Genomic DNA, 19358 nt, shown 5'->3' on the forward strand with positions numbered 1-19358 from the left:
ACAGGAGCATCATGCGTATTTTGCTTGCCGAAGACGACCGGCTGATCGGCACAGCCATCCAGCAAGCCTTCAGGGATGCGGCTTATGCGCTTGATTGGGTGCGGGATGGCGAGTCTGCTATCACCGCTATCACTGCACAGGCTTATGACTTGCTGCTGCTTGATCTGGGGTTGCCACGCAGGGATGGCCTGGCAGTCCTGGAGCAGCTACGTCAGGCACGGCACATGCTGCCAGTGATCATCATTACCGCGCGGGATAGCTTGGAAGACCGTATTCAGGGCTTGGACTTGGGGGCAGACGATTTCATTGTCAAACCTTTCGCCATGAATGAGTTGCTGGCACGTATCCGCGCAGTTTCCCGGCGTCATCAGGGGAGTGGCAGCCCCATCCTGGGGAATGGCATCCTTGAACTTGACCCTGCCTCCCATGAGGTCACGCGGGGTGAAGCCACTTTTACGCTGCCTGCCCGTGAATTTGCCTTGTTGCAGGCTTTATTGCTGCGCCCCGGAACCATCCTTTCCCGCGCGGAACTGGAAGACCGTATCTACGGCTGGAATGAGGAAGTGGAAAGCAATGCCGTCGAATTCATCATCCATTCCCTGCGCAAAAAGTTGGGCAGTGACGCCATCAAAAATGTACGGGGTGTGGGATGGATGGTGGCGAAAGGCAACTGAACCGTTCACTTCAGCAGAACCTGAACCGCTGGATATTGTCGGCGGTGCTGGCGTTTTCCCTGCTGGCGGGCGTTGTTTCCGGCTGGACTGCGTTCGATGAAGCGCGGGAATTGCAGGATTCCCTGTTGCAGCAGGTGGGGGCGCTGGTCGCAAGCCGCACGCGCAGCATCAGCCTGCCGGGCGACGTTGACCCGGAAGATACCTTGGTGGTGCAGCGGTTGGGCGATAGGGACACGCAAAGCCTGCCGATTCCCGCAGACTTGCCGGATGGCTTGCATACGCTGGATTTGGCGGGAACAGGCTGGCGGGTGTTTGTTTATACCGCGCCAACCTCGGCGGCAGGTCAGGGGGGGCGCTTTGCGGTCAGCCAGCAAACCGAAGTGCGCGACGAAGTGGCGTGGGGAAGCAGCCTGCGCACCTTGTTACCCGTATTGCTACTGGCTCCCGTTCTGATGGCGGTGGTCAGTTTTGCGGTGAACCGGAGTTTTCTACCGGTGCGGGCGCTTGCTAATGCGGTAGACAAGCGTGATGAAAACCGTCTGGATGCCTTGCCTGACCAGCGTGTACCGCTGGAATTGCTGCCGTTCACCCATTCCCTCAACCGCCTGCTGGAACGCTTGCGGCAAGCCATTACCCAGCAGCAGCGCTTTGTCGCCGATGCCGCGCATGAATTGCGTACCCCTGTAACCGCTATCTCCCTGCTGGTTGAAAACCTGGCCAAGGCCGATACGCTGGAAGCATCCCGCAAGCGGCTGCTGCCGGTGCAGGAAGGCATGGAACGTTTGCGTACCCTGGTTGCCCATCTGCTCAATCTTGCACGCTTGCAAGGGGAAAACCAGCCGGAAGCCACCCAGATTAATTTTCGCCAAACCGTGCAGGAAACCATTGCGGAGTTGATCCCGCTGGCAGAAGCCAAGTCCATTGACCTGGGGATGCTGCGCAATGAAAACCTGTTGGTGCAGGATAGGGCGGGTAACCTCAGTGTGCTGGTACGCAATGCCGTCGAAAATGCCATCCGCTACACACCGGCAGGCGGGCAGGTGGATATCAGCCTGTTTGCGGACGACGGGCAGGCTGTACTGCAAGTGGCGGATACAGGTTGTGGTATTCCGCAAGAAGAATTGCCGCAGGTATTTGAACCCTTCTACCGCGTTGGTGTCAGTGCTGAACCCGGTAACGGGTTAGGGTTGGCGATCAGTCAGGAGATTGCCAAACGGCTAGGGGGAAGCATTCGGCTGGCAAACCGGAAGGGCGGCGGACTGCTGTTTGAGTATTGTCAATCGCTCCAGCAATAAAGCCCCCTCCGACTTTGAATGGTCGCAAGGGGCAACCTCTGCTTAGCCAATCGGCAAAGGAGGAAAATTACTTCATGACAACACGTGCGTCGAGTGGTTGCACAGGGCGGTTGTTAGGGTGGCCCATGATGTCGGCAAAGATTTTCACCTGATCAGCAGTGGCGACAACAGGTTGTTTCATGACCAGCCAGGTCACGCCTTCCGTGCAGGGAGGCGTGGTGAGGGAGCCGTTGAAGCGGTAGTAATCATGGTCGGCTGGCAGCAGGGCGGATACGTCCACCTTGTCGGTCAGCGCAACGGTATTGTCGGCTTCTTTCGGCATTTGCGGCCAGAACTGCTTCAGGCCAGCATTGGCCTCTGCGCCTTCCTCAAACATGACGGCGACAACTGCCAGGTTGCCATCCTTGTCGGCATGAACCAGATGCGCTTCCATAGGGTAGTTTTTGCCGTCGAACTGGTTTTCGCTTGGTGAGTGGAAATGGAACTGCTTCAATTCGTAATCGTGCCCATCCAGTGTCAGGGTGCTGCCCGGCTCGTACTTGACCTGGATGGTGTGGCCATTGTTGAGGACTTCGTTGCCACCAGCCTGATAAGCCAGCGTCAGGGGGGAAAGTTCAGCTTCAACTTCGGCTTTGCTGTCGAGGTTGACGGGGGACTGGTTTTTGCCGATGGCGCACTCTTTGTAGGCGTCGGCCAGTTCACCCCAATGTTCGGGGCCTTCCGCGCCTTCATAAGTCCAGTGTGCTGCCTGTTCGGCATTGGCGACTGCGGAGGAAAGCAGCAGTGCGCCAGTAATCAGCCATTGTTTCATGTGGTGTTCCTTTCGTTGTTGCGAAAAAACTTGGTTATGGGTATTGCCCTTACGCGCCCGGTAGTTTGGCGCATTCGCGGAAGATGCGTTTGGTGCAGGTTGCGCAAATGTCTGGATTCATACGCAGGCTCAGGGAGTGCAGGGCGGCTTCCTTGCTGGAGAAGATATTGCCCTCACCAAAGTCGGCCAGGAAGTCGATGCGGTCCATGAAGTCGAACACCTTGTTCTTGACGCCCTGGATGTAAAGGCCACCGCCGATGGCCTTGAGGCTTTTGGCTTCCTGGATCAGCATTTCAGCGCCAGCCAGGTCAATGAAGTTGATGCCTTCGCCCACGATCAGCACATGCTTGATGCCCTGTTTTTCGGCAATACAGGCCAGCTCGCGTTGCACCTTGTCCAGTGAACCAAAATAGATCGACATGTCGATACGGATAATCTTGAGCTGGGGGCATTCCGGCAGGCCGACTTCGGCAACTTCCGCCAGTTTGTGGCGCGGCTCGTTCGGGTCTGGGGCCAGATCCGCGATGTTGGGCAGGGAAGTGCGCATCAGGAAAATGACCAGCGACAGGATCACGCCGATGTAAATGGCAAATTCCAGCTCCAGGAACAGGGTGGCGAAGAAGGTGGTCGCCAGGATCGAGGTTTCTGATCTGCTGCTTTCCAGAATGTGCTTGATGTGGTGGAAATCAATCAGGTTATAGGCAACCAGCAGGATAATCCCGCCCATGGCGGCTACTGGCAGGTAAGCCGCCAGTGGCGCGACCAGTAACACAATCAGGGCGAGGAAAATGGCGGCGAAAATGGCCGACATTGGCGTTTTCGCCCCGGAAGAATAGTTGATGCCGGAGCGGGTAAAGGAGCCAGAACCTGCATAGCTGGAGAAGAAACTGCCAACGATGTTCGACAAGCCCTGGCCGATGAATTCCTGGTTACCATCCAGCCGCTGATGTGATTTGGTGGCGATGGAACGGGCGATGGAAACAGCTTCGATCAGACCCAGCAGCGCCACGGCAAATGCACCGGAAGCCAGCTGTTTGATGGCTGCAAATGAAAATTCAGGGAGCGACAGCGGCGGCAGATGGCCAGGGATTTCGCCTACGTATTTGATGCCATTCGCTTCGCCACCTAGCACCATGCTGGCGAGGCTGCCCATCACCATGCCGAACAACAGATGCGGCATTTTCGGCAGGTAGCGTTTCATAACCAGCGCAGATAGCATGGTAAATATGGCCACGCCCAGAATGGATAGGTTGATGCTAGGAATCCCCATGAACACATCCATCCATGTATGCACAAAGGATTCACCCTGCGGAATCTTGATACCGAGTACATGTTTCATCTGACTGGTGGCAATCAGGATAGCCGCGCCCGCCGTAAAGCCGATCACCACCGTATGCGACACAAAGTTGACTACTTTGCCCATTTTCACCAGACCCAATACCAGTTGGTAAATACCGGCAAGAAATGTCAGGGTCAGCACCATCTGGACGAATTGCGCGCTTCCCGGCTCAGCATAACGGCTGATGGCGGAAAATACTACCAGTGAAATGGCGGTGGTCGGGCCTGAAATCAGGTGCAGGGAGGAGCCAAACAAACCGGCGATGATCGGCGTGATCATGGCGGTATACAAACCGTATTCGGGAGGCAGGCCAGCGATGGCGGCAAAGGCAACGCCTTGGGGAAGTACGATAACCGCGCCGGTTAACCCGGCAAAGAAGTCAGCTTTCAGGGTGTCTTTGTTGATTAGCCCAAACCAGGTCAAAAAAGGCAGGAAAATCTCTCTCATGGTGCAGAAGCCTCGGGATGCCGCGAATGGGGGCGAATCTTAACACATCAGAATTCCCTAATGTAGGGTGAATCCGCATTGGTCATGTTGTTTTAGGCGTGTTTATTATCGATCGCCGCAAAAATTTCGTCATAATGCGCCCAAGCGATGGCAGCTTCCTTTGCTGTCACTTTTTGCATGACCTGCCCCAGGCTGATCATGACGTAATCACCTACCGCGATTTCTTCGCCCTGCGACATCAGCAAACCGGCTTCCCGCTCGATTCCACGTGCCTCACAGCGCACGCTCAGGCCGCTATCGTCAACGGCTATCACTTGCATGGGAATGGCCAGACACATGCGATTTTTCCTAATTCAGGTCAAGGTTTTCCAATCTTACCGCGCAGATACCGGCTTGTTTTGACCAATGTCAAACGAATGGGGAGAAAAGGGTAGACAATGGCTCATCTTGTTAACGAAACCGAATAAGTGCAAAACAATGTTGGTATTGGGTATTGGTAATATTCTGTTACGGGACGAAGGCGTCGGGATTCATTTATTGAAATTCATGCAGAGATATTTTGATGCGTTTCCCGATGTAACCTATATGGATGGTGGCACACTGAGCTTTTCCCTTGCCGGTGAAATAGAAAGCCACGATCACTTGCTGGTGCTGGACGCCGTTGAGCTGAATGCGCCACCCGGTACTTTGTGCTGCTACGAGGATGAGGCCATGGATCATTTCCTCGGGACAGCCAAACGCAGCGCCCATGAAGTCGGTTTGCTGGATCTGATGGACATTGCCCGGCTATCAGGGCATCTGCCCAGGCATCGTGCGCTAGTCGGCATCCAGTATGAAACGTTTGATTGGGGGGAGGAGCCGACCCCTGAGGTAAAAGAAAACATTCCATTGGCGGGTCGTCTGGCCGCCAACCTGTTGCAGAAGTGGGAGCTGGAGGAGCACCCACCCTGCCGACAACATAAAGCACCCAAGTTGGAGATAGCCAAATGACATTGAATGATATTCCAGTCCAGTCCGAAGCAGTAGCAACCGGCAACCTGCGTCCCGTGATGCATGAAATCCATCATGCACTGAGCGGGTTCGTTACCAGCGGAACGCATGGCATGATCGATTTGCATAGCCTGCCTTTTTCCCCGCAGGAGTTTGCACAACTGGATGAGTTTCTGGGTGAAGGCGAGGTGGACATTACCCTCAATGTGCTGGGTAAAACCCGCTTGCGGGAAAGTGGCTACGCAGGTGTGTGGCGGGTAGAACACTTCGACGACAGTGGGCAGCGGATTGGCTATTTCGTCGAAATCGGTCATACGCCGGAAATCCTGCGTTCCCAATGTGATGATATCAAGGAAGGGCTGGCTACGATGAGCACAATTCTCGCGATGGAGGAAGGCAATGAGGATGAAACAACATGATGAGGTTCCCCGTCACCCAACTGTAGGGGAGCAACTGCGCTCGCAAGGCATCTCGCGGCGCGGTTTCCTGAAGTTCTGCACCCTGCTGGCGTCGAGCATGGCGCTTGCCCCGGCGATGGTTCCCAAAATCGCGGCTGCGCTGGAGCAGGCCAAACGCCCGTCGGTGATCTGGCTTTCCTTCCAGGAATGCACCGGCTGCACCGAATCCCTGACCCGTTCCCATAGCCCGAGTATCGAAGGGCTGATCTTCGACGCCATTTCGCTGGATTACCACCATACCCTACAGGCCGCATCAGGCTATGGCGCAGAAGCAGCCCGCGAAGAAGCGATCAAGGAAAACTACGGCAAATATGTGCTGGTGGTGGATGGCTCCATTCCGCTCGACAACCCTGGCTTTTCCACCATCGCAGGCATCAGCAATGTGGATATGCTGAGGGAAGCGGCGGCGGGCGCGGCGGCTATTGTGGCAGTCGGCACATGCGCGGCATTTGGTGGCTTGCCGAAAGCGAACCCGAATCCGACCGGTGCGGCGTCTGTTGCCGACATCATCAAGGACAAGCCGATTATCAATGTGTCCGGTTGCCCACCGATTCCAGTGGTGATTACCGGTGTATTGGCTCATTTCCTCACTTTCGGTTTACCGGAACTGGATAGCCTGGGTCGTCCGAAAGCCTTCTATGGGCAGAACATCCACGACCGTTGCTATCGCCGTCCGTTCTATGAGCGTGGCCTGTTTGCTGAAACCTTCGATGACAAAGGCGCGAAAGCAGGCTGGTGTCTGTACAAGCTGGGCTGCAAAGGGCCGGTGACTTACAACGCCTGCGCCACCACCAAATGGAATGAGGGAACCAGTTTCCCGATCCAGTCCGGGCATGGTTGCATTGGTTGTTCCGAACCCGATTTCTGGGATTTCGGTGGTTTGTACCAGGCTTTGTCGGTTCCCTCCGGTGCTTCCGGGAAGACGGTGGTTTACGCCGCTGCTGCGGGTATCGCCGCCGGGGTTGCGGTGGCTGCCGTGAACAAGAAAACCAAGGCGGATGCAGCAGGTTTACACAAGACCGTGACGGTCGAAGAACTGAATCAGGAGTCACAGTCATGAATGAAGTCGATTTCCTGTTGTGGGTAAAAGGGCCTGCGTTTACCGCAGCAGTTGTGATCTTTATCGCAGGGCTGGCGTTACGCCTGTTTGAAATCCTCTCGCTGGGGCGCAAACACAATTTCGCCGTGTCACGCAGCGACCCGATGAAGGGTGGGTTGCGGGAAATGTGGCGGCGTTCGCTGCCGGTGGATCGGGCGACGTTCGACCGCTCCATGTTTACCATCGTCAGCGGGTATGTGTTCCATATCGGCCTGTTCGTGGTGATCTTCATGCTGGCGGCGCATGTGGAATTGTTCAAGAGCGTGATCGGGTTCGGCTGGCCGAATCTTTCCACCCCGGTGGTGGATGCGTTTGCCGTCGTCACCATGATCGCGTTGATTGCGGTGTTGGTGCATCGTTTGCATCATCCGGTCAAGCGCTTCCTGTCGACTCCCTCTGATTATCTGGTGTGGGGCGCAACCTTCGTGCCGCTGCTGACCGGCTACATGGCTTACCACCATCTGCTGCTGTCGCCGCAACTGATGCAGGCGCTGCACATCCTGAGCGTGGAATTCCTGCTGGTGATCTTCCCCTTCACCAAGCTGATGCATACCTTCACGCTGTTCCTGTCCCGCTGGTATAACGGCGCATCCATGGGGATGCGGGGGGTGAAGTCATGAGCACGCTGACACTCGAACGCGGCCTCAACGAATTCAAGGCGCAACTCGACGCGCCGATGGCCAGTTTCTTCTCCTCCTGCGTGCATTGCGGGATGTGTGCGGAAGCCTGTTTGTTCTACACCGAAAACCCTGACCCCAAATTCACGCCCATCTACAAGCTGGAGCCGATGCGCCGCGTGTGGGAACAGGAATACACCCTGATCGGCAAACTGAAAAAAGCCCTGGGGCTAAGCAAGCCTGTCACGGATACCGAACTCGCCGAATGGCAGGAGCTGGTTTACAACAACTGCTCCCTGTGCGGACGTTGCTCGGCGGTTTGCCCGGTCGGCAACGACATCACCTACATGATCCGCAAGATGCGTGAAGGCATGGTCGCTTCCGGACACGTGCCGGAAGGGCTGGTCGGTGCTTCCACCCGTGCCGTGCAGATCGGTAGCCCGATGGGTGTGCGCCTGCCAGCCCTGCAAGCGCAGGTCAAACACATTGAGAAAGCCACCGGTCTGGAAGTGCCTTTCGACAAGGAGGGCGCGGAATACCTGTTGATGTTGTCCTCGATGGAAATCATGAACTACCCGGAATATCTGGAAGCCGTCGGCAAAATCCTCACCAACGCAGGCAAGACCTGGACGCTGAGTTCGGATTGTTTCGAGGCCACCAACTCCGGCATCCAGATTGGCTCGTCAGACATTGCGAGGGAGCTGGTCAGCCGCATCGTCAACGCCGCCGAAAAGCTGAAAGTCAAAACCGTGATCAGCCCCGAATGTGGGCACGCCTATACCGCGTTGCGCTGGGAAGGCCCCAATCTGATCGGGCGGCCTTACACTTTCGCGGCGAAGCACATCGTCGAGGTTCTGGATGAATTGCGGGCGGAAGGTCTGCTGCAAACCGAAGGTTTCGAGGACGCCAAAATGACCTTCCACGACCCCTGCCAGTTGGTGCGCCGTGGCGGTGTCATCGAGCAACCCCGTAACCTGCTCAACATGGTGGCGAAAAACTTCGTGGAAATGTCCGACCATGGCTACATGAACTGGTGTTGCGGTGCTGGTGGTGGTGTGTCTGCCAACGAAGACGCCGAAGAGGTCAAGCTCAAAGCCTTCCAGCGCAAGAAAAAGCAACTGGACGAACTGGGCGTCGACACGCTGGTGACAGCCTGTGCCAACTGCCGCATCCAGTTGGAGGAAGGACTGGAAGTCAACCAGATGGATATGCCGGTGGTTGGCCTGACGGAAATGATCGCTGACCATTTGAAGAAAATCCCCCTCAATCCCCCTTTTGCAAAGGGGGAGGCAAGAGAGAGTGGCACGGATCAGGTTCCCCCCTTTGAAAAAGGGGGGTTAGGGGGGATTTCTCTTTCTGACAAGGGAGGTGCGGCATGATCACCAATGACGCTGATTTCCGCAAGGAACTGGAACAACTGAGTCTGGCGCAACAACGCCGGGTAGGCGCTGCCTTCGTGCGCAATGTGCTGGAGTTGACCGCTGACCCTGCCGTTGGCAAGGTGCTGGACGCCGCCGCCAATGCCGAAACCATTGCCGATGATGAACTAGCGCTGGCTTTCAGGAATGCCAAGGCCGCCGCGCTGGAAAGCCACACCCGCTGCGGCGCGGATTGTGACTGGGCTTCACAGGCCGGTTACTTCGTCGCCCGCGCCGCCTCCGCTTTGGTTGCACCTGCGAAAGAAGCCAAAGCCCCAGCTTGGGAAGCCGCTGCCAATGCGCGCATGGCGCGTACCTGCGGCATGATCGAATCCGCCGACGCCACCATGCACGAGGAAAGCGAGGTACAGTACCGCATCCTTGAGCAGTTCCTGAACGACATTTGAGGACAAGAACATGACAGACCGTGTCGTTGTAGACCCCATCACCCGCATCGAAGGCCACCTGCGCATCGAAGCGCAAATGAACGGCAACACCATCGAGCAGGCGTATTCTGCCGGAACCATGGTGCGCGGCATCGAAATCATCCTGCGCGGGCGCGACCCACGTGATGCCTGGGCGTATGCGCAACGCATCTGTGGCGTGTGCACGCTGGTGCACGGCATTGCCTCGGTGCGTTCGGTGGAAAACGCGCTGAATTACACCATTCCGCCCAACGCGCAACTAATCCGCAACCTGATGATCGCGGCGCAATACGTGCATGACCATGTGATGCATTTCTATCATTTGCACGCGCTCGACTGGGTGGATGTGGTGTCGGCGCTCAAGGCCGATCCGAAGGCGACCTCCGAGCTGGCGCAGAAGATTTCGCCGAGCTGGCCGAATGCCTCCGCCGGTTATTTCGCCGATCAGCAGACCAAGCTGAAGAAATTCGTCGAGGCCGGGCAACTGGGCATTTTCGCCAAGGCTTACTGGGGGCATCCGGCCTACAAGCTGCCGCCGGAAGCCAACCTGATGGCGGTTTCGCACTACCTCGAAGCCCTGCAATGGCAGCGCGATGTGGCCAAATTGCACGCCATTTTCGGCGGCAAAAACCCGCACCCTAACTTCCTGGTGGGCGGCGTACCGTGCGCGATTGACCTGAATTCTGATTCCGCCATCAACATGGAACGGCTGGCGCAGGTGCAGACCATCATCAAGCAGATGCAAACCTTCGTCGATCAGGTGTATGTGCCCGACACGCTGGCCATCGCCAGTTTCTACAAGGACTGGTTCAAGCAGGGCGAAGGCTTGGGCAACTTCATGACCTACGGCGATTTCCCGGAAAAGGGTATGGATGATCCGTCTTCCTTCCTGATTCCGGCGGGCGTGATCCTCAACCGCGACCTGTCGAAAATCCACCCCGTCGACCTGAATGCGGAAGACCAGATTCAGGAATTCGTCGCGCATTCGTGGTACGACTACAGCGGCGGCAAGCAGCAGGGTTTGCATCCGTATGCGGGTGAAACCGAACTCAATTACACCGGCCCCAAACCGCCGTACACCCAACTGGAAGTGGATCAGTCCTATTCCTGGATGAAATCACCGCGTTGGAAAGGTCAGCCAGTCGAGGTCGGGCCACTGGCGCGGGTGCTGATGCTGTATGCCACCGGCCACGAACACACCAAGGCGCTGGTCGATTACTCGCTGAAATACCTGGATGCGCCGATCGAAGCGCTGTTTTCCACCTTGGGCCGCACCGCCGCACGCACGCTGGAAACCAAGATCATCGCCGACAAAATGCAGACCTGGTTCGACAACCTCGTCGCCAACATCAAGGCGGGCGACACCAAGACCTTCAACGAAACCTTGTGGGAGCCTTCCAGCTGGCCATCCAAAGCGCAGGGCGTCGGTTACATGGAAGCCCCGCGCGGCGCACTCGCGCACTGGATCGTGATCAAGGATCAAAAGATCGACAACTATCAGGCAGTCGTTCCCAGCACCTGGAACGCCGGGCCGCGTGACGTGCAGAACCAGCCGGGCGCGTATGAGGCTTCGCTGGCAGGTCACGAATTGCACGACCCGAAACAGCCGGTCGAAATCCTGCGCACCATCCACAGTTTCGACCCGTGCATTGCCTGCGCCGTGCATGTGACCGACCCGGATGGGGAAGAGCTGATCAAGGTACAAGTGAGGTAATGGTGATGGATAGGTTGAAAGTGATCTGACCCAGCAATTCCGGACATCTCAAGAAGTGAGAGCTTTAGCCTCAAAGTCCACCGGGCTGAGATAGCCAAGTGTACTGTGCAGGCGGTTGCGGTTGTAGTCCGTTTCGATATATTCAAACACGGTTTGCTTCATATGTTCACGGGTGGCAAAGCGTTCACCCTGGATGGCCTCCACTTTCAGGGAATGGAAGAAGCTTTCAGCACAGGCATTGTCATAACAGTTCCCTTTGGCACTCATGCTGCCAAGCAGTTGATACTTTTGTAACAAATCCCGGTAGGCATGTGAACAGTATTGGCTGCCACGGTCAGAATGCACAACCACGCCTTTGGGGCGTTTGCGCTTGAAAATGGCCATTTGCAGGGCATCACACACCAAATCAGCGGTCATGCGCTCACCCATAGCCCAGCCAATCACCTGGCGTGAAAACAGGTCAATCACAACGGCGAGATAGGGCCAGCCTTCGTCTGTCCCCAGGTAGGTGATGTCACCCACCCACTTTTGGTTGGGTGCTGTGGCGGTGAAGTCTTGCCCCAGCAGGTTATCAAATACCGGCAGGTTGTGGTTACTGTTGGTGGTGGCCTTGAACTTACGGGCAGCCTTGGCAACCAGCCCTTGGCGGCGCAGGCTGGCAGCAACGGTCTTGCGGTTACAGGCATGGCCTTGTTTGACCAATATACGTTGCAACCGGCGTGCGCCGGAACGGCTTTTGTGTTTGGTAAACAAGCGGGCAACCTCCTGATCAAACTCAGCTTTTTGTTGCCGCTGGCTTTTTTTAGGATGGACACCTCTTCCTGTGCTACTGCCAGTTCACGGCGCAAGCGGGCGTTTTCGGTTGACAGTTCCTGTTCACGTTGGCTGACCGTCTGTTGGTGCTGTTGCTGGCTGCGCCATTGGTACAGTTGCGGTTCGCGCAAGCCCAATTGCCGCGCTGCTTCAGGTACACCAAGCCGCTCTGCCAGTTTCAGGGCTTCAGCCTTGTAGCTGGCGCTGTGGCGGGTATAGGGCTTTTTGTCGGTTTTTGCAGTTTTCATCGTTCACCTCAAGGTCAAGTACGTAGTGTACTCACTTCTTGCTGTGTCCGGAGGTGCTGGGCCGGATCAGAAAACCGAATTTTCATTTGCCGACGGTATACAACCATTGGGGACAAAGCCCCGATTGAATTTGAGACGGGGCAATGGGCTAAATCCGCTTAACAAGGTGTCCGGTTTTACTTGACCAGAACACCCCCAACAGGTTGGTCAATCCGGTCGCCGTCGCGTAGTCAAAGGTGACGCTCAGGTAGTCTGTGTAGAAGTCGAGGCAGTTCTGTTCATCCTCGAAATATCGCTGGCCACACTGGCTACTGCGTAACATCAGCTATGAATTCCAGATGCCATCCGGAGAGCGATATAGTATCCTTCAGGCTCCGTTTCAGAACCCCTCGTAATGCCATGCACATTGATACTGTTCCTGTCATCACCATCGACGGCCCCGCCGGAGCGGGCAAGGGCACGATTGCCTGCCTGTTGGCGCAAAAACTCGGTTGGCACATGCTCGACAGTGGTGCCATTTACCGCGTAGCCGCATTGGCTGCGTTACAACGCAAGCTGGATTTGCAGGATGAAACCACACTCGCAGCCATGATTCCCATCCTGAAAATCGAATTTCGGGATGGGGAAGCCTGGCTGGATGGCGAAGTCGTTACAGGTGAAATCCGCAACGAAAACTGCGCCAGCGCCACGTCAAAAATTGCCGCTTTGCCTGCTGTACGTGCAGCCCTGCTTGAGCTTCAGCGCAGTTTCCAGCAGTCTCCCGGGCTGGTTGCCGATGGCCGTGATATGGGTACGGTCGTTTTCCCTGGGGCAAACCATAAGTTTTACCTGACGGCCAGCGCCGAAATACGTGCCGAACGTCGCCTGAAACAGTTGAGTGAACAAGGGCTTAGTGCTAAACTCTGCGACCTTATTCAGGACATCAATGCCCGCGATGAGCGCGACGCCAGCCGCCCGGTAGCCCCGCTAAAACCTGCTGATGATGCAGTGTTAATAGATACCAGTTCGCTGGATCGGGGCGAAGTATTCGCGGTAGTTTTACGCCATATTGCGTAACCATTTGATTTGAAAAATAATTTCGAGCTAGCCCTGACCAGGAAGTCCGGGCTTTTTACGTTTTAACCCGTCATGCAAGGAATGCGTTGGCGATAATCATTGTTTAACAGGTATTTTTATTCATGACTGAAAGTTTTGCTGAACTGTTTGAAGAGAGCCTTTCCTACACCCAAATGCAGCCGGGCGCTCTGCTCAATGCAACAGTTCTCGAAGTACGTAACGATTTCATCATCGTTAGCGCTGGCCTGAAATCCGAAGGCGTTATCCCAGCCGAGCAGTTCAAGAACGAGCGCGGCGAAATTACCGTCAAAGTTGGTGATCTGGTAGAAGTGGCTCTGGATACCGTGGAAGACGGTTTCGGCGAAACCCGCCTTTCCCGTGAAAAAGCCCGCCGTCTGCGTGCTTGGGAAATTCTGGAAGAAGCCTTCAACAACGAAGAAATCATCACCGGCACCATCACTGGTAAAGTCAAGGGCGGCTTTGTGGTTGAACTGGGCGACATCCGTGCGTTCTTGCCGGGTTCCCTGGTTGATGTACGCCCTGTGCGCGACACTTCCTATCTGGAAAACAAGGAACTGGAATTCAAGCTGATCAAGCTCGACCAGAAGCGCAACAACGTGGTTGTTTCCCGCCGTGCAGTAGTAGAAGAAGAATACAGCGCGGAACGCGAAGCGCTGATGGAAAACCTGCAAGAAGGTCAGGTAGTCAAGGGTATCGTCAAGAACCTCACCGACTACGGCGCGTTCCTCGACCTGGGTGGCATCGACGGTTTGCTGCACATTACCGACATGGCCTGGAAGCGTGTCAAGCATCCTTCCGAAGTGGTCAATATCGGTGATGAAATCGACGTTAAAGTCCTCAAGTTCGATCGCGACAAGAACCGTGTATCCCTCGGCCTCAAACAGCTGGGCGAAGATCCATGGCAAGATCTGGTGCGCCGTTACCCATCCGGCACCCGCATCTTTGGCAAGGTTAGCAACCTGACCGACTACGGCTGCTTCGTTGAAATCGAAGATGGTGTTGAAGGTCTGGTGCACGTCTCTGAAATGGACTGGACTAACAAGAACGTCAACCCTGCGAAAGTTGTAACCCTGGGCGATGAAGTGGAAGTCATGATCCTCGACATCGACGCAGAGCGCCGTCGTATTTCCTTGGGCATGAAGCAGTGCCAGCCTAACCCGTGGGATGAGTTCGCAGCCAACCACAACAAGGGCGACCGCGTTTCCGGCAAGATCAAATCCATCACTGACTTCGGTATCTTCATCGGTCTGGATGGCGGCATCGACGGCCTGGTTCACCTGTCTGACATTTCCTGGAACATGCCGGGCGAAGAAGCTGTGCGTAGCTACAAGAAAGGTGACGAAGTGGAAGCGGTCGTACTGGCTGTTGACCCAGAGCGTGAGCGTATCTCCCTCGGCATCAAGCAGATGGAGCAGGATCCGTTCTCAAACTTCGTGGCAGCCCATTCCAAAGGCAGCGTAGTCAAGGGTACTGTGGTTGAAGTCACGCCCAAGGCCGCCAAAATTGATCTGGGTGAAGGCATCGAAGGCATCCTGCGCGCTTCTGAACTGTCCCGTGACCGCGTGGAAGATGCTCGTACACTGCTGAAAGAAGGCGACACCATTGAAGCCAAGTTCATGGGTGTTGATCGCAAGACCCGTTCCATTAACCTGTCCATCAAGGCCAAGGATGATGAGGAAGAAGCCCGCGTGATGCGTGAGTACACTGGCCGTTCCGGTGGTGCTTCCACGTCTCTCGGCGATATCTTCAAGGAACAGATGGGCGAATAATAATCGCCATCAGGAAGGTATAAGGGCTATGGATAGCCTATAGTTCTGGCAGATGCGGTTAACCCACATCTGCCAGTTCCCCGGTAAATGCCAATCAGCAATAATCCCGTCGCTTGATCAGGAGTGGAATGGATGACCAAATCTGAAATCATTGATATTTTGTCACGCAAACAAAGCCATCTCAGCAGCCGCGATGTAGAGCTTTCCGTGAAACTGCTGCTGGACAAAATGAGCGAATCACTGGCCGATGGTGGACGTATAGAAGTGCGTGGTTTTGGCAGTTTCTCGTTGCACCACCGCGCTGCGCGTAAAGGCCGCAACCCGAAAACCGGTGATCAAGTAGCCTTGCCGCCCAAGCACGTGCCCCATTTCAAGCCCGGCAAGGAATTGCGTGAACGGGTCAACGAATCCCGCGAACAGTATGCTATTCAGGACTAATTGGGCTGTTGCTGTTTTTGCGCACAAATGCACAAAGGGAGGCACAATGCCTCCTTTTTTATATTAAGCACCCATGCAAGAAATCCTCTTTTTATTATTGCCGATAGCCTTTTATTCAGGCTGGCAAGCTGCCCGCAAACGCTATAAAGGGCGTCAGGAAAAGCGCAAGGAAATTTCCGTGCGTTTTGTCCGTGGGATCAACTACCTGTTGAGTGAGGAACCCGACAAGGCGCTGGATGTCTTCCTCAATTACCCGGAAATTGACGAGTACACAGCCAATACCTTCCTGTTGCTGGGCAATCTTTTCCGTAACCGGGGGGAAATCAATCGCGCCCTGCGTATCCATCAGAATCTGGTGGCACGTTCCGACCTGAGCAAATCGCAGCGCCTATCCGCGATGCTGGCGCTGGGGGAAGATTTTTTTGCTGCTGGTATGCTGGATCGGGCTGAAAGTGTGTTTTCCGAACTGCTCAAGGATGACCCTAAACGTGCTGATGCTTGTGAGCCATTACGCAATATTTATGAACAGCTGCATGAATGGGACAAGGCTATCGAAATTGCCCAGTGCACCCAGCAACGCAGCAAGGTGGATCAGAGCCGCCTGATTGCACATTACTATTGCGAGCTGGCAGCCCAGGAATTGCAGAAGCAAAACCTGTTCAAAGCCGAAGAGACCATCAAAAAAGCTGCCAAAGCCTATCCCGACTCGGCGCGGGTTTTAGTTTTAAAGGGTGACCTTGCTTATGCCCGCGCCCAGCGGGATGAGGCACTGGAGATCTATCAGCAGGCTATTCGCCAGGATACCCGCCTATTAGGTATGCTTTTCAATCAGTTAATTAATAATTTTAAGTATTCACATGAACTTGAGCGCCTGTATGCCTTTATCCAACAAACATTCGCCAAAACGCGGGATGCCAGATTGTTTGGCTACCTGCTGCAATTGGCCTACAAGCTGGGAAAAATCAGGGAAATGCGTGCCGAAGTTGAAGAGCATCTCAACAAAGGCAAGCCGACTTTGAACACCTTGGCCAGTTCTGCCCAAGTATTGGCTTCCTTGTGGCAAGAGGAACACACCTGTGAAATAACCCAGGTGCAAACCGCCTTGCAGCGTCTGGCCGCCAGCCAACCTGATTTTCAATGCAGCCATTGCGGTTATAAAATGCATGGCTACCTCTGGCGTTGCCCAGCTTGCCATCAGTGGGATACTGTCAGTAATGTCTAATTTTCAGGAATGATTGCATGTCCAGCCGTTTAATTATTGCTCTTGATTTCCCTTCCGCCGAACAAGCACTGGCCTTTGTCGCTCCGCTTGATCCTGCCCAATGCAAACTCAAGGTGGGATTTGAATTATTCGTGGCGGCAGGCCCTGATTTTGTGCGCCAACTGACGGGGCGTGGGTTCGATGTTTTTCTGGATCTGAAATTCCATGACATCCCCAATACGGTGGCCTCTGCCTGCAAATCCGCCGCTGCCCTTGGGGCGTGGATGATCAATGTCCATGCTTCCGGTGGCTCCAAAATGATGGCGGCGGCGCGGGCTGCTTTGCAGGAAGTGGGGAACCCGCCCAAGCTGATTGCCGTTACGGTACTGACCTCCATGGACAAGGCGCAACTGGCCGGGACAGGCGTTGGGGCAGAACCTGCCGTACAGGTCAAGCATTTAGCGCAACTGGCTGCTACTAACGGGTTGGATGGGGTTGTGTGTTCAGCGCAGGAAGCGGCTATGCTGCGGGAGGCGCTGGGGAACGATTTCCTGTTGGTGACGCCTGGCATCCGTCCAGCAGGCAGTAGCCAAGGCGACCAGTCACGGGTAATGACGCCTGCACAGGCACGGGAAGCAGGGGTCAGTTACGTCGTTGTGGGCAGGCCAATCACGCAAGCTGCCGACCCGCTAGCGGTGATTGCGCAGATCAATGCGGATTTGTAAGCAGCCGTTGCGCTTCTTTCTGCATCGCTCCACGGGCAAAGATCAGCTTCCAGCGGCTGCCGCCTGCCTGCCGCCACAGCAGGGCAGCACGCACACCAGCCAGTAACAGGGCGCGGATTTTGGCAGCATTTTCAGGTTGGGCAAGGTGGTTCTGGTCACCCTTGATCATGATGCGCGGGCCAATCTTGCTGATGGTATTGCTGTAAATTTCTGCTAGCCGTGCCACCATGTTGGGGTGGTTCATGGCGAAGAAATTGAGTTGCTGCTGGGCATTTTCAATATTTCTCAGTAGTGCTTGGAACATATCCGGGTCATTCGCCAACTTTTTTTCCAGATACAACAGGTTGACAGCGTAGCGGGTGGCTTCAATGTCCTTGAGGCGGCCATCTGGGGTCATGCTACCGGTGCCCAGCTGATGCATCAACACTTTGAAACCAGTGCGTAACTTTTCCAATCCACCGTAGAGGGATTCTGCCGAGTGGTTATCTTCTGTCAACACGCTGTTGATACAAGCGTCGAACAGTTCGCTGTCAACCCTGCCGTGAGTGGCAATCTGGGTGACGCCTTCCACGCACTGGAACAGGGCGGCGAGGGCAATGGTTCGGTTGCGGGTGTTAGCTTCCACGGTTTGTTGTCGTTCCGGATGTCTTTACCAGGGTACAGGATACGGCTTGGGCTATATAATTCAAGTTATCCCTTTGCATTGGGGCAGTCTGTGGCCATGGTTTCAATAATGCCACCGCCAAGACAAGTGTCGCCCTGATAGAACACGATGGATTGCCCCGGTGTGATGGCGCGCTGGGCATCAGGAAAACAAACGTCGCAACTATTGTCTGGCAGAAGCCTCACTTCGCAGGTTTCTTCCGTCTGGCGGTAGCGGATTTTGGCTTTGCATCCAAACCTGTCAGCAGGTGGTTTGCCTGCTATCCAATGAAGTTGGGATGCCAGCAGGAAATGTTTCATCAGGAGTGCGTGCTGATGCCCCTGGGTAACGATCAGGCGGTTATTGGACATGTCCTTGTCAACCACGAACCAAGGGGCTTCCGTTGCATCTTTGCGCCCGCCAATACCCAAGCCCTGCCGTTGGCCAAGGGTGTAATACATCAGACCGTGGTGTTTGCCGATCACTTCGCCATCCGCCGTTACGATGCCCCCAGGGCGCGCAGGCAGGAAGCGTTGCAGGAAATCACGGAATTTGCGTTCACCGATGAAGCAGATGCCGGTGCTGTCCTTCTTGCGGGCGGTGCTGAAACCGACCTCAAGCGCAATGTCCCGCACCCGGCTTTTTTCCAGTTCACCAACAGGAAACAGGCTGCGTTGCAACTGGTGTTGTTGCAGGGTGTAGAGGAAATAGGTCTGGTCTTTGTTGTCGTCCACGCCTTTGAGCATCTGCACACTGCCGTCGGGCTCGTGGGTGATGCGTGCGTAATGGCCAGTAGCGATATAATCCGCCCCCAGTTCCAGTGCGAGATCAAGAAAAGCTCTGAACTTGATTTCCTTGTTGCACATGATGTCTGGGTTGGGAGTACGCCCGGCACGGTATTCGTCGAGGAAATAGGTGAACACCCGATCCCAGTATTCGGTGGCGAAATTACGCGTGTGCAGGGGGATACCCAACTGGTTGGCCACCGCCTGGGCATCGGCGAGGTCAACGGCGGCGGAACAGTAGTCTTCCGTATCATCTTCCTCCCAGTTTTTCATAAACAACCCTTCAACCTGATAGCCCTGCTGGAGCAGGAGAAGGGCTGCAACAGAGGAATCTACCCCGCCGGACATGCCGACCATTACGCGCTTGCCCAT

At 55.4% G+C, this 19358-nt stretch carries 20 protein-coding genes and 1 pseudogene; 14 read left to right on the plus strand and 7 right to left on the minus strand.

All coding sequences use genetic code 11. The annotated features are described in order from the left end of the window. Positions 1 to 11: 11 nt before the first annotated feature. On the plus strand, positions 12 to 674 hold the full coding sequence (locus tag THINI_RS01370; RefSeq protein ID WP_002706891.1) for a response regulator: 663 nt from the start codon (positions 12 to 14) through the stop codon (positions 672 to 674). Continuing rightward, positions 650 to 1969 (plus strand): sensor histidine kinase, encoded by a 1320-nt coding sequence (locus THINI_RS01375; protein WP_002706892.1) that lies wholly within the window; start codon positions 650 to 652, stop codon positions 1967 to 1969. The genes THINI_RS01370 and THINI_RS01375 overlap by 25 nt, the downstream gene beginning before the upstream one ends. A gap of 67 nt (positions 1970 to 2036) precedes the next feature. On the opposite strand, the gene THINI_RS01380 is transcribed toward THINI_RS01375, so the two are convergent. The 3 genes from THINI_RS01380 to THINI_RS01390 all read right to left on the minus strand — a co-directional run bounded on the left by THINI_RS01380 (position 2037) and on the right by THINI_RS01390 (position 4904). After that, positions 2037 to 2780, minus strand: coding sequence for a carbonic anhydrase (locus THINI_RS01380; RefSeq protein WP_002706893.1), 744 nt, complete (start codon positions 2778 to 2780; stop codon positions 2037 to 2039). A 49-nt stretch (positions 2781 to 2829) separates the two neighbouring features. Continuing rightward, the gene (locus tag THINI_RS01385; protein WP_002706894.1) at positions 2830 to 4566 is read right to left on the minus strand and encodes a SulP family inorganic anion transporter; all 1737 of its coding nucleotides are present in this window, start codon (positions 4564 to 4566) and stop codon (positions 2830 to 2832) included. 92 nt (positions 4567 to 4658) lie between these two features. Then, on the minus strand, positions 4659 to 4904 hold the full coding sequence (locus THINI_RS01390; protein ID WP_002706895.1) for a HypC/HybG/HupF family hydrogenase formation chaperone: 246 nt from the start codon (positions 4902 to 4904) through the stop codon (positions 4659 to 4661). A 139-nt stretch (positions 4905 to 5043) separates the two neighbouring features. Between THINI_RS01390 and THINI_RS01395 the strand changes: the two genes are divergently transcribed. From THINI_RS01395 to THINI_RS01425, 7 genes are read left to right on the plus strand one after another with little or no spacing between them, the layout of a single operon-like run. After that, positions 5044 to 5556 carry a HyaD/HybD family hydrogenase maturation endopeptidase gene (locus THINI_RS01395; protein WP_002706896.1) on the plus strand — a complete coding sequence of 171 codons (513 nt, stop codon included), beginning with the start codon at positions 5044 to 5046 and terminating at the stop codon, positions 5554 to 5556. Then, entirely contained in the window at positions 5553 to 5975 is a 423-nt protein-coding gene (locus tag THINI_RS01400; RefSeq protein ID WP_002706897.1) for a HupH hydrogenase expression protein, read from the plus strand. Before THINI_RS01395 ends, THINI_RS01400 begins: the two co-directional genes overlap by 4 nt. Beyond that, positions 5962 to 7074, plus strand: coding sequence for a hydrogenase small subunit (locus THINI_RS01405; RefSeq protein WP_040838955.1), 1113 nt, complete (start codon positions 5962 to 5964; stop codon positions 7072 to 7074). Before THINI_RS01400 ends, THINI_RS01405 begins: the two co-directional genes overlap by 14 nt. Further along, positions 7071 to 7733 carry a hypothetical protein gene (locus tag THINI_RS01410; protein WP_002706899.1) on the plus strand — a complete coding sequence of 221 codons (663 nt, stop codon included), beginning with the start codon at positions 7071 to 7073 and terminating at the stop codon, positions 7731 to 7733. Before THINI_RS01405 ends, THINI_RS01410 begins: the two co-directional genes overlap by 4 nt. Next, complete coding sequence (locus tag THINI_RS01415) at positions 7730 to 9109, plus strand: (Fe-S)-binding protein (RefSeq protein ID WP_002706900.1); 1380 nt, start codon at positions 7730 to 7732, stop codon at positions 9107 to 9109. The genes THINI_RS01410 and THINI_RS01415 overlap by 4 nt, the downstream gene beginning before the upstream one ends. Further along, positions 9106 to 9555 (plus strand): hypothetical protein, encoded by a 450-nt coding sequence (locus THINI_RS01420; protein ID WP_002706901.1) that lies wholly within the window; start codon positions 9106 to 9108, stop codon positions 9553 to 9555. Before THINI_RS01415 ends, THINI_RS01420 begins: the two co-directional genes overlap by 4 nt. 10 nt (positions 9556 to 9565) lie before the next feature. Continuing rightward, positions 9566 to 11287, plus strand: coding sequence for a nickel-dependent hydrogenase large subunit (locus THINI_RS01425; protein ID WP_002706902.1), 1722 nt, complete (start codon positions 9566 to 9568; stop codon positions 11285 to 11287). A gap of 48 nt (positions 11288 to 11335) precedes the next feature. Here THINI_RS01425 and THINI_RS01430 read toward each other — a convergent pair. Both THINI_RS01430 and THINI_RS24890 read right to left on the minus strand, forming a co-directional pair. Next, positions 11336 to 12348, minus strand: a pseudogene (locus THINI_RS01430) (IS3 family transposase). Positions 12349 to 12496: 148 nt separating this feature from the next. Then, positions 12497 to 12670, minus strand: coding sequence for a hypothetical protein (locus THINI_RS24890; RefSeq protein ID WP_002706903.1), 174 nt, complete (start codon positions 12668 to 12670; stop codon positions 12497 to 12499). A 77-nt stretch (positions 12671 to 12747) separates the two neighbouring features. On the opposite strand from THINI_RS24890, the gene cmk reads away from it, so the two are divergent. The 5 genes from cmk (at position 12748) to pyrF (ending at position 17558) form a co-directional block, all read left to right on the plus strand. Beyond that, positions 12748 to 13404, plus strand: a complete 657-nt coding sequence (cmk, locus tag THINI_RS01435; RefSeq protein WP_002706904.1) for a (d)CMP kinase — start codon at positions 12748 to 12750, stop codon at positions 13402 to 13404. Positions 13405 to 13526: 122 nt separating this feature from the next. Next, a complete protein-coding gene (rpsA, locus tag THINI_RS01440) occupies positions 13527 to 15194 on the plus strand; it encodes a 30S ribosomal protein S1 (RefSeq protein ID WP_002706905.1) in 1668 nt (555 codons plus the stop codon). Between the two features lie 132 nt (positions 15195 to 15326). Then, complete coding sequence (locus THINI_RS01445; RefSeq protein ID WP_002706906.1) at positions 15327 to 15632, plus strand: integration host factor subunit beta; 306 nt, start codon at positions 15327 to 15329, stop codon at positions 15630 to 15632. A gap of 73 nt (positions 15633 to 15705) precedes the next feature. Then, the gene (locus THINI_RS01450) at positions 15706 to 16854 is read left to right on the plus strand and encodes a tetratricopeptide repeat protein (protein ID WP_002706907.1); all 1149 of its coding nucleotides are present in this window, start codon (positions 15706 to 15708) and stop codon (positions 16852 to 16854) included. Between the two features lie 17 nt (positions 16855 to 16871). After that, on the plus strand, positions 16872 to 17558 hold the full coding sequence (gene pyrF / locus THINI_RS01455) for an orotidine-5'-phosphate decarboxylase (RefSeq protein WP_002706908.1): 687 nt from the start codon (positions 16872 to 16874) through the stop codon (positions 17556 to 17558). Here the strand turns inward: pyrF and hflD are convergent. Next, on the minus strand, positions 17542 to 18183 hold the full coding sequence (gene hflD, locus THINI_RS01460; RefSeq protein WP_002706909.1) for a high frequency lysogenization protein HflD: 642 nt from the start codon (positions 18181 to 18183) through the stop codon (positions 17542 to 17544). The genes pyrF and hflD overlap by 17 nt on opposite strands. A 65-nt stretch (positions 18184 to 18248) precedes the next feature. Beyond that, the gene (gene mnmA, locus THINI_RS01465) at positions 18249 to 19358 is read right to left on the minus strand and encodes a tRNA 2-thiouridine(34) synthase MnmA (RefSeq protein ID WP_002706910.1); all 1110 of its coding nucleotides are present in this window, start codon (positions 19356 to 19358) and stop codon (positions 18249 to 18251) included.

Source organism: Thiothrix nivea DSM 5205, from assembly GCF_000260135.1.
Classification (GTDB): domain Bacteria; phylum Pseudomonadota; class Gammaproteobacteria; order Thiotrichales; family Thiotrichaceae; genus Thiothrix; species Thiothrix nivea.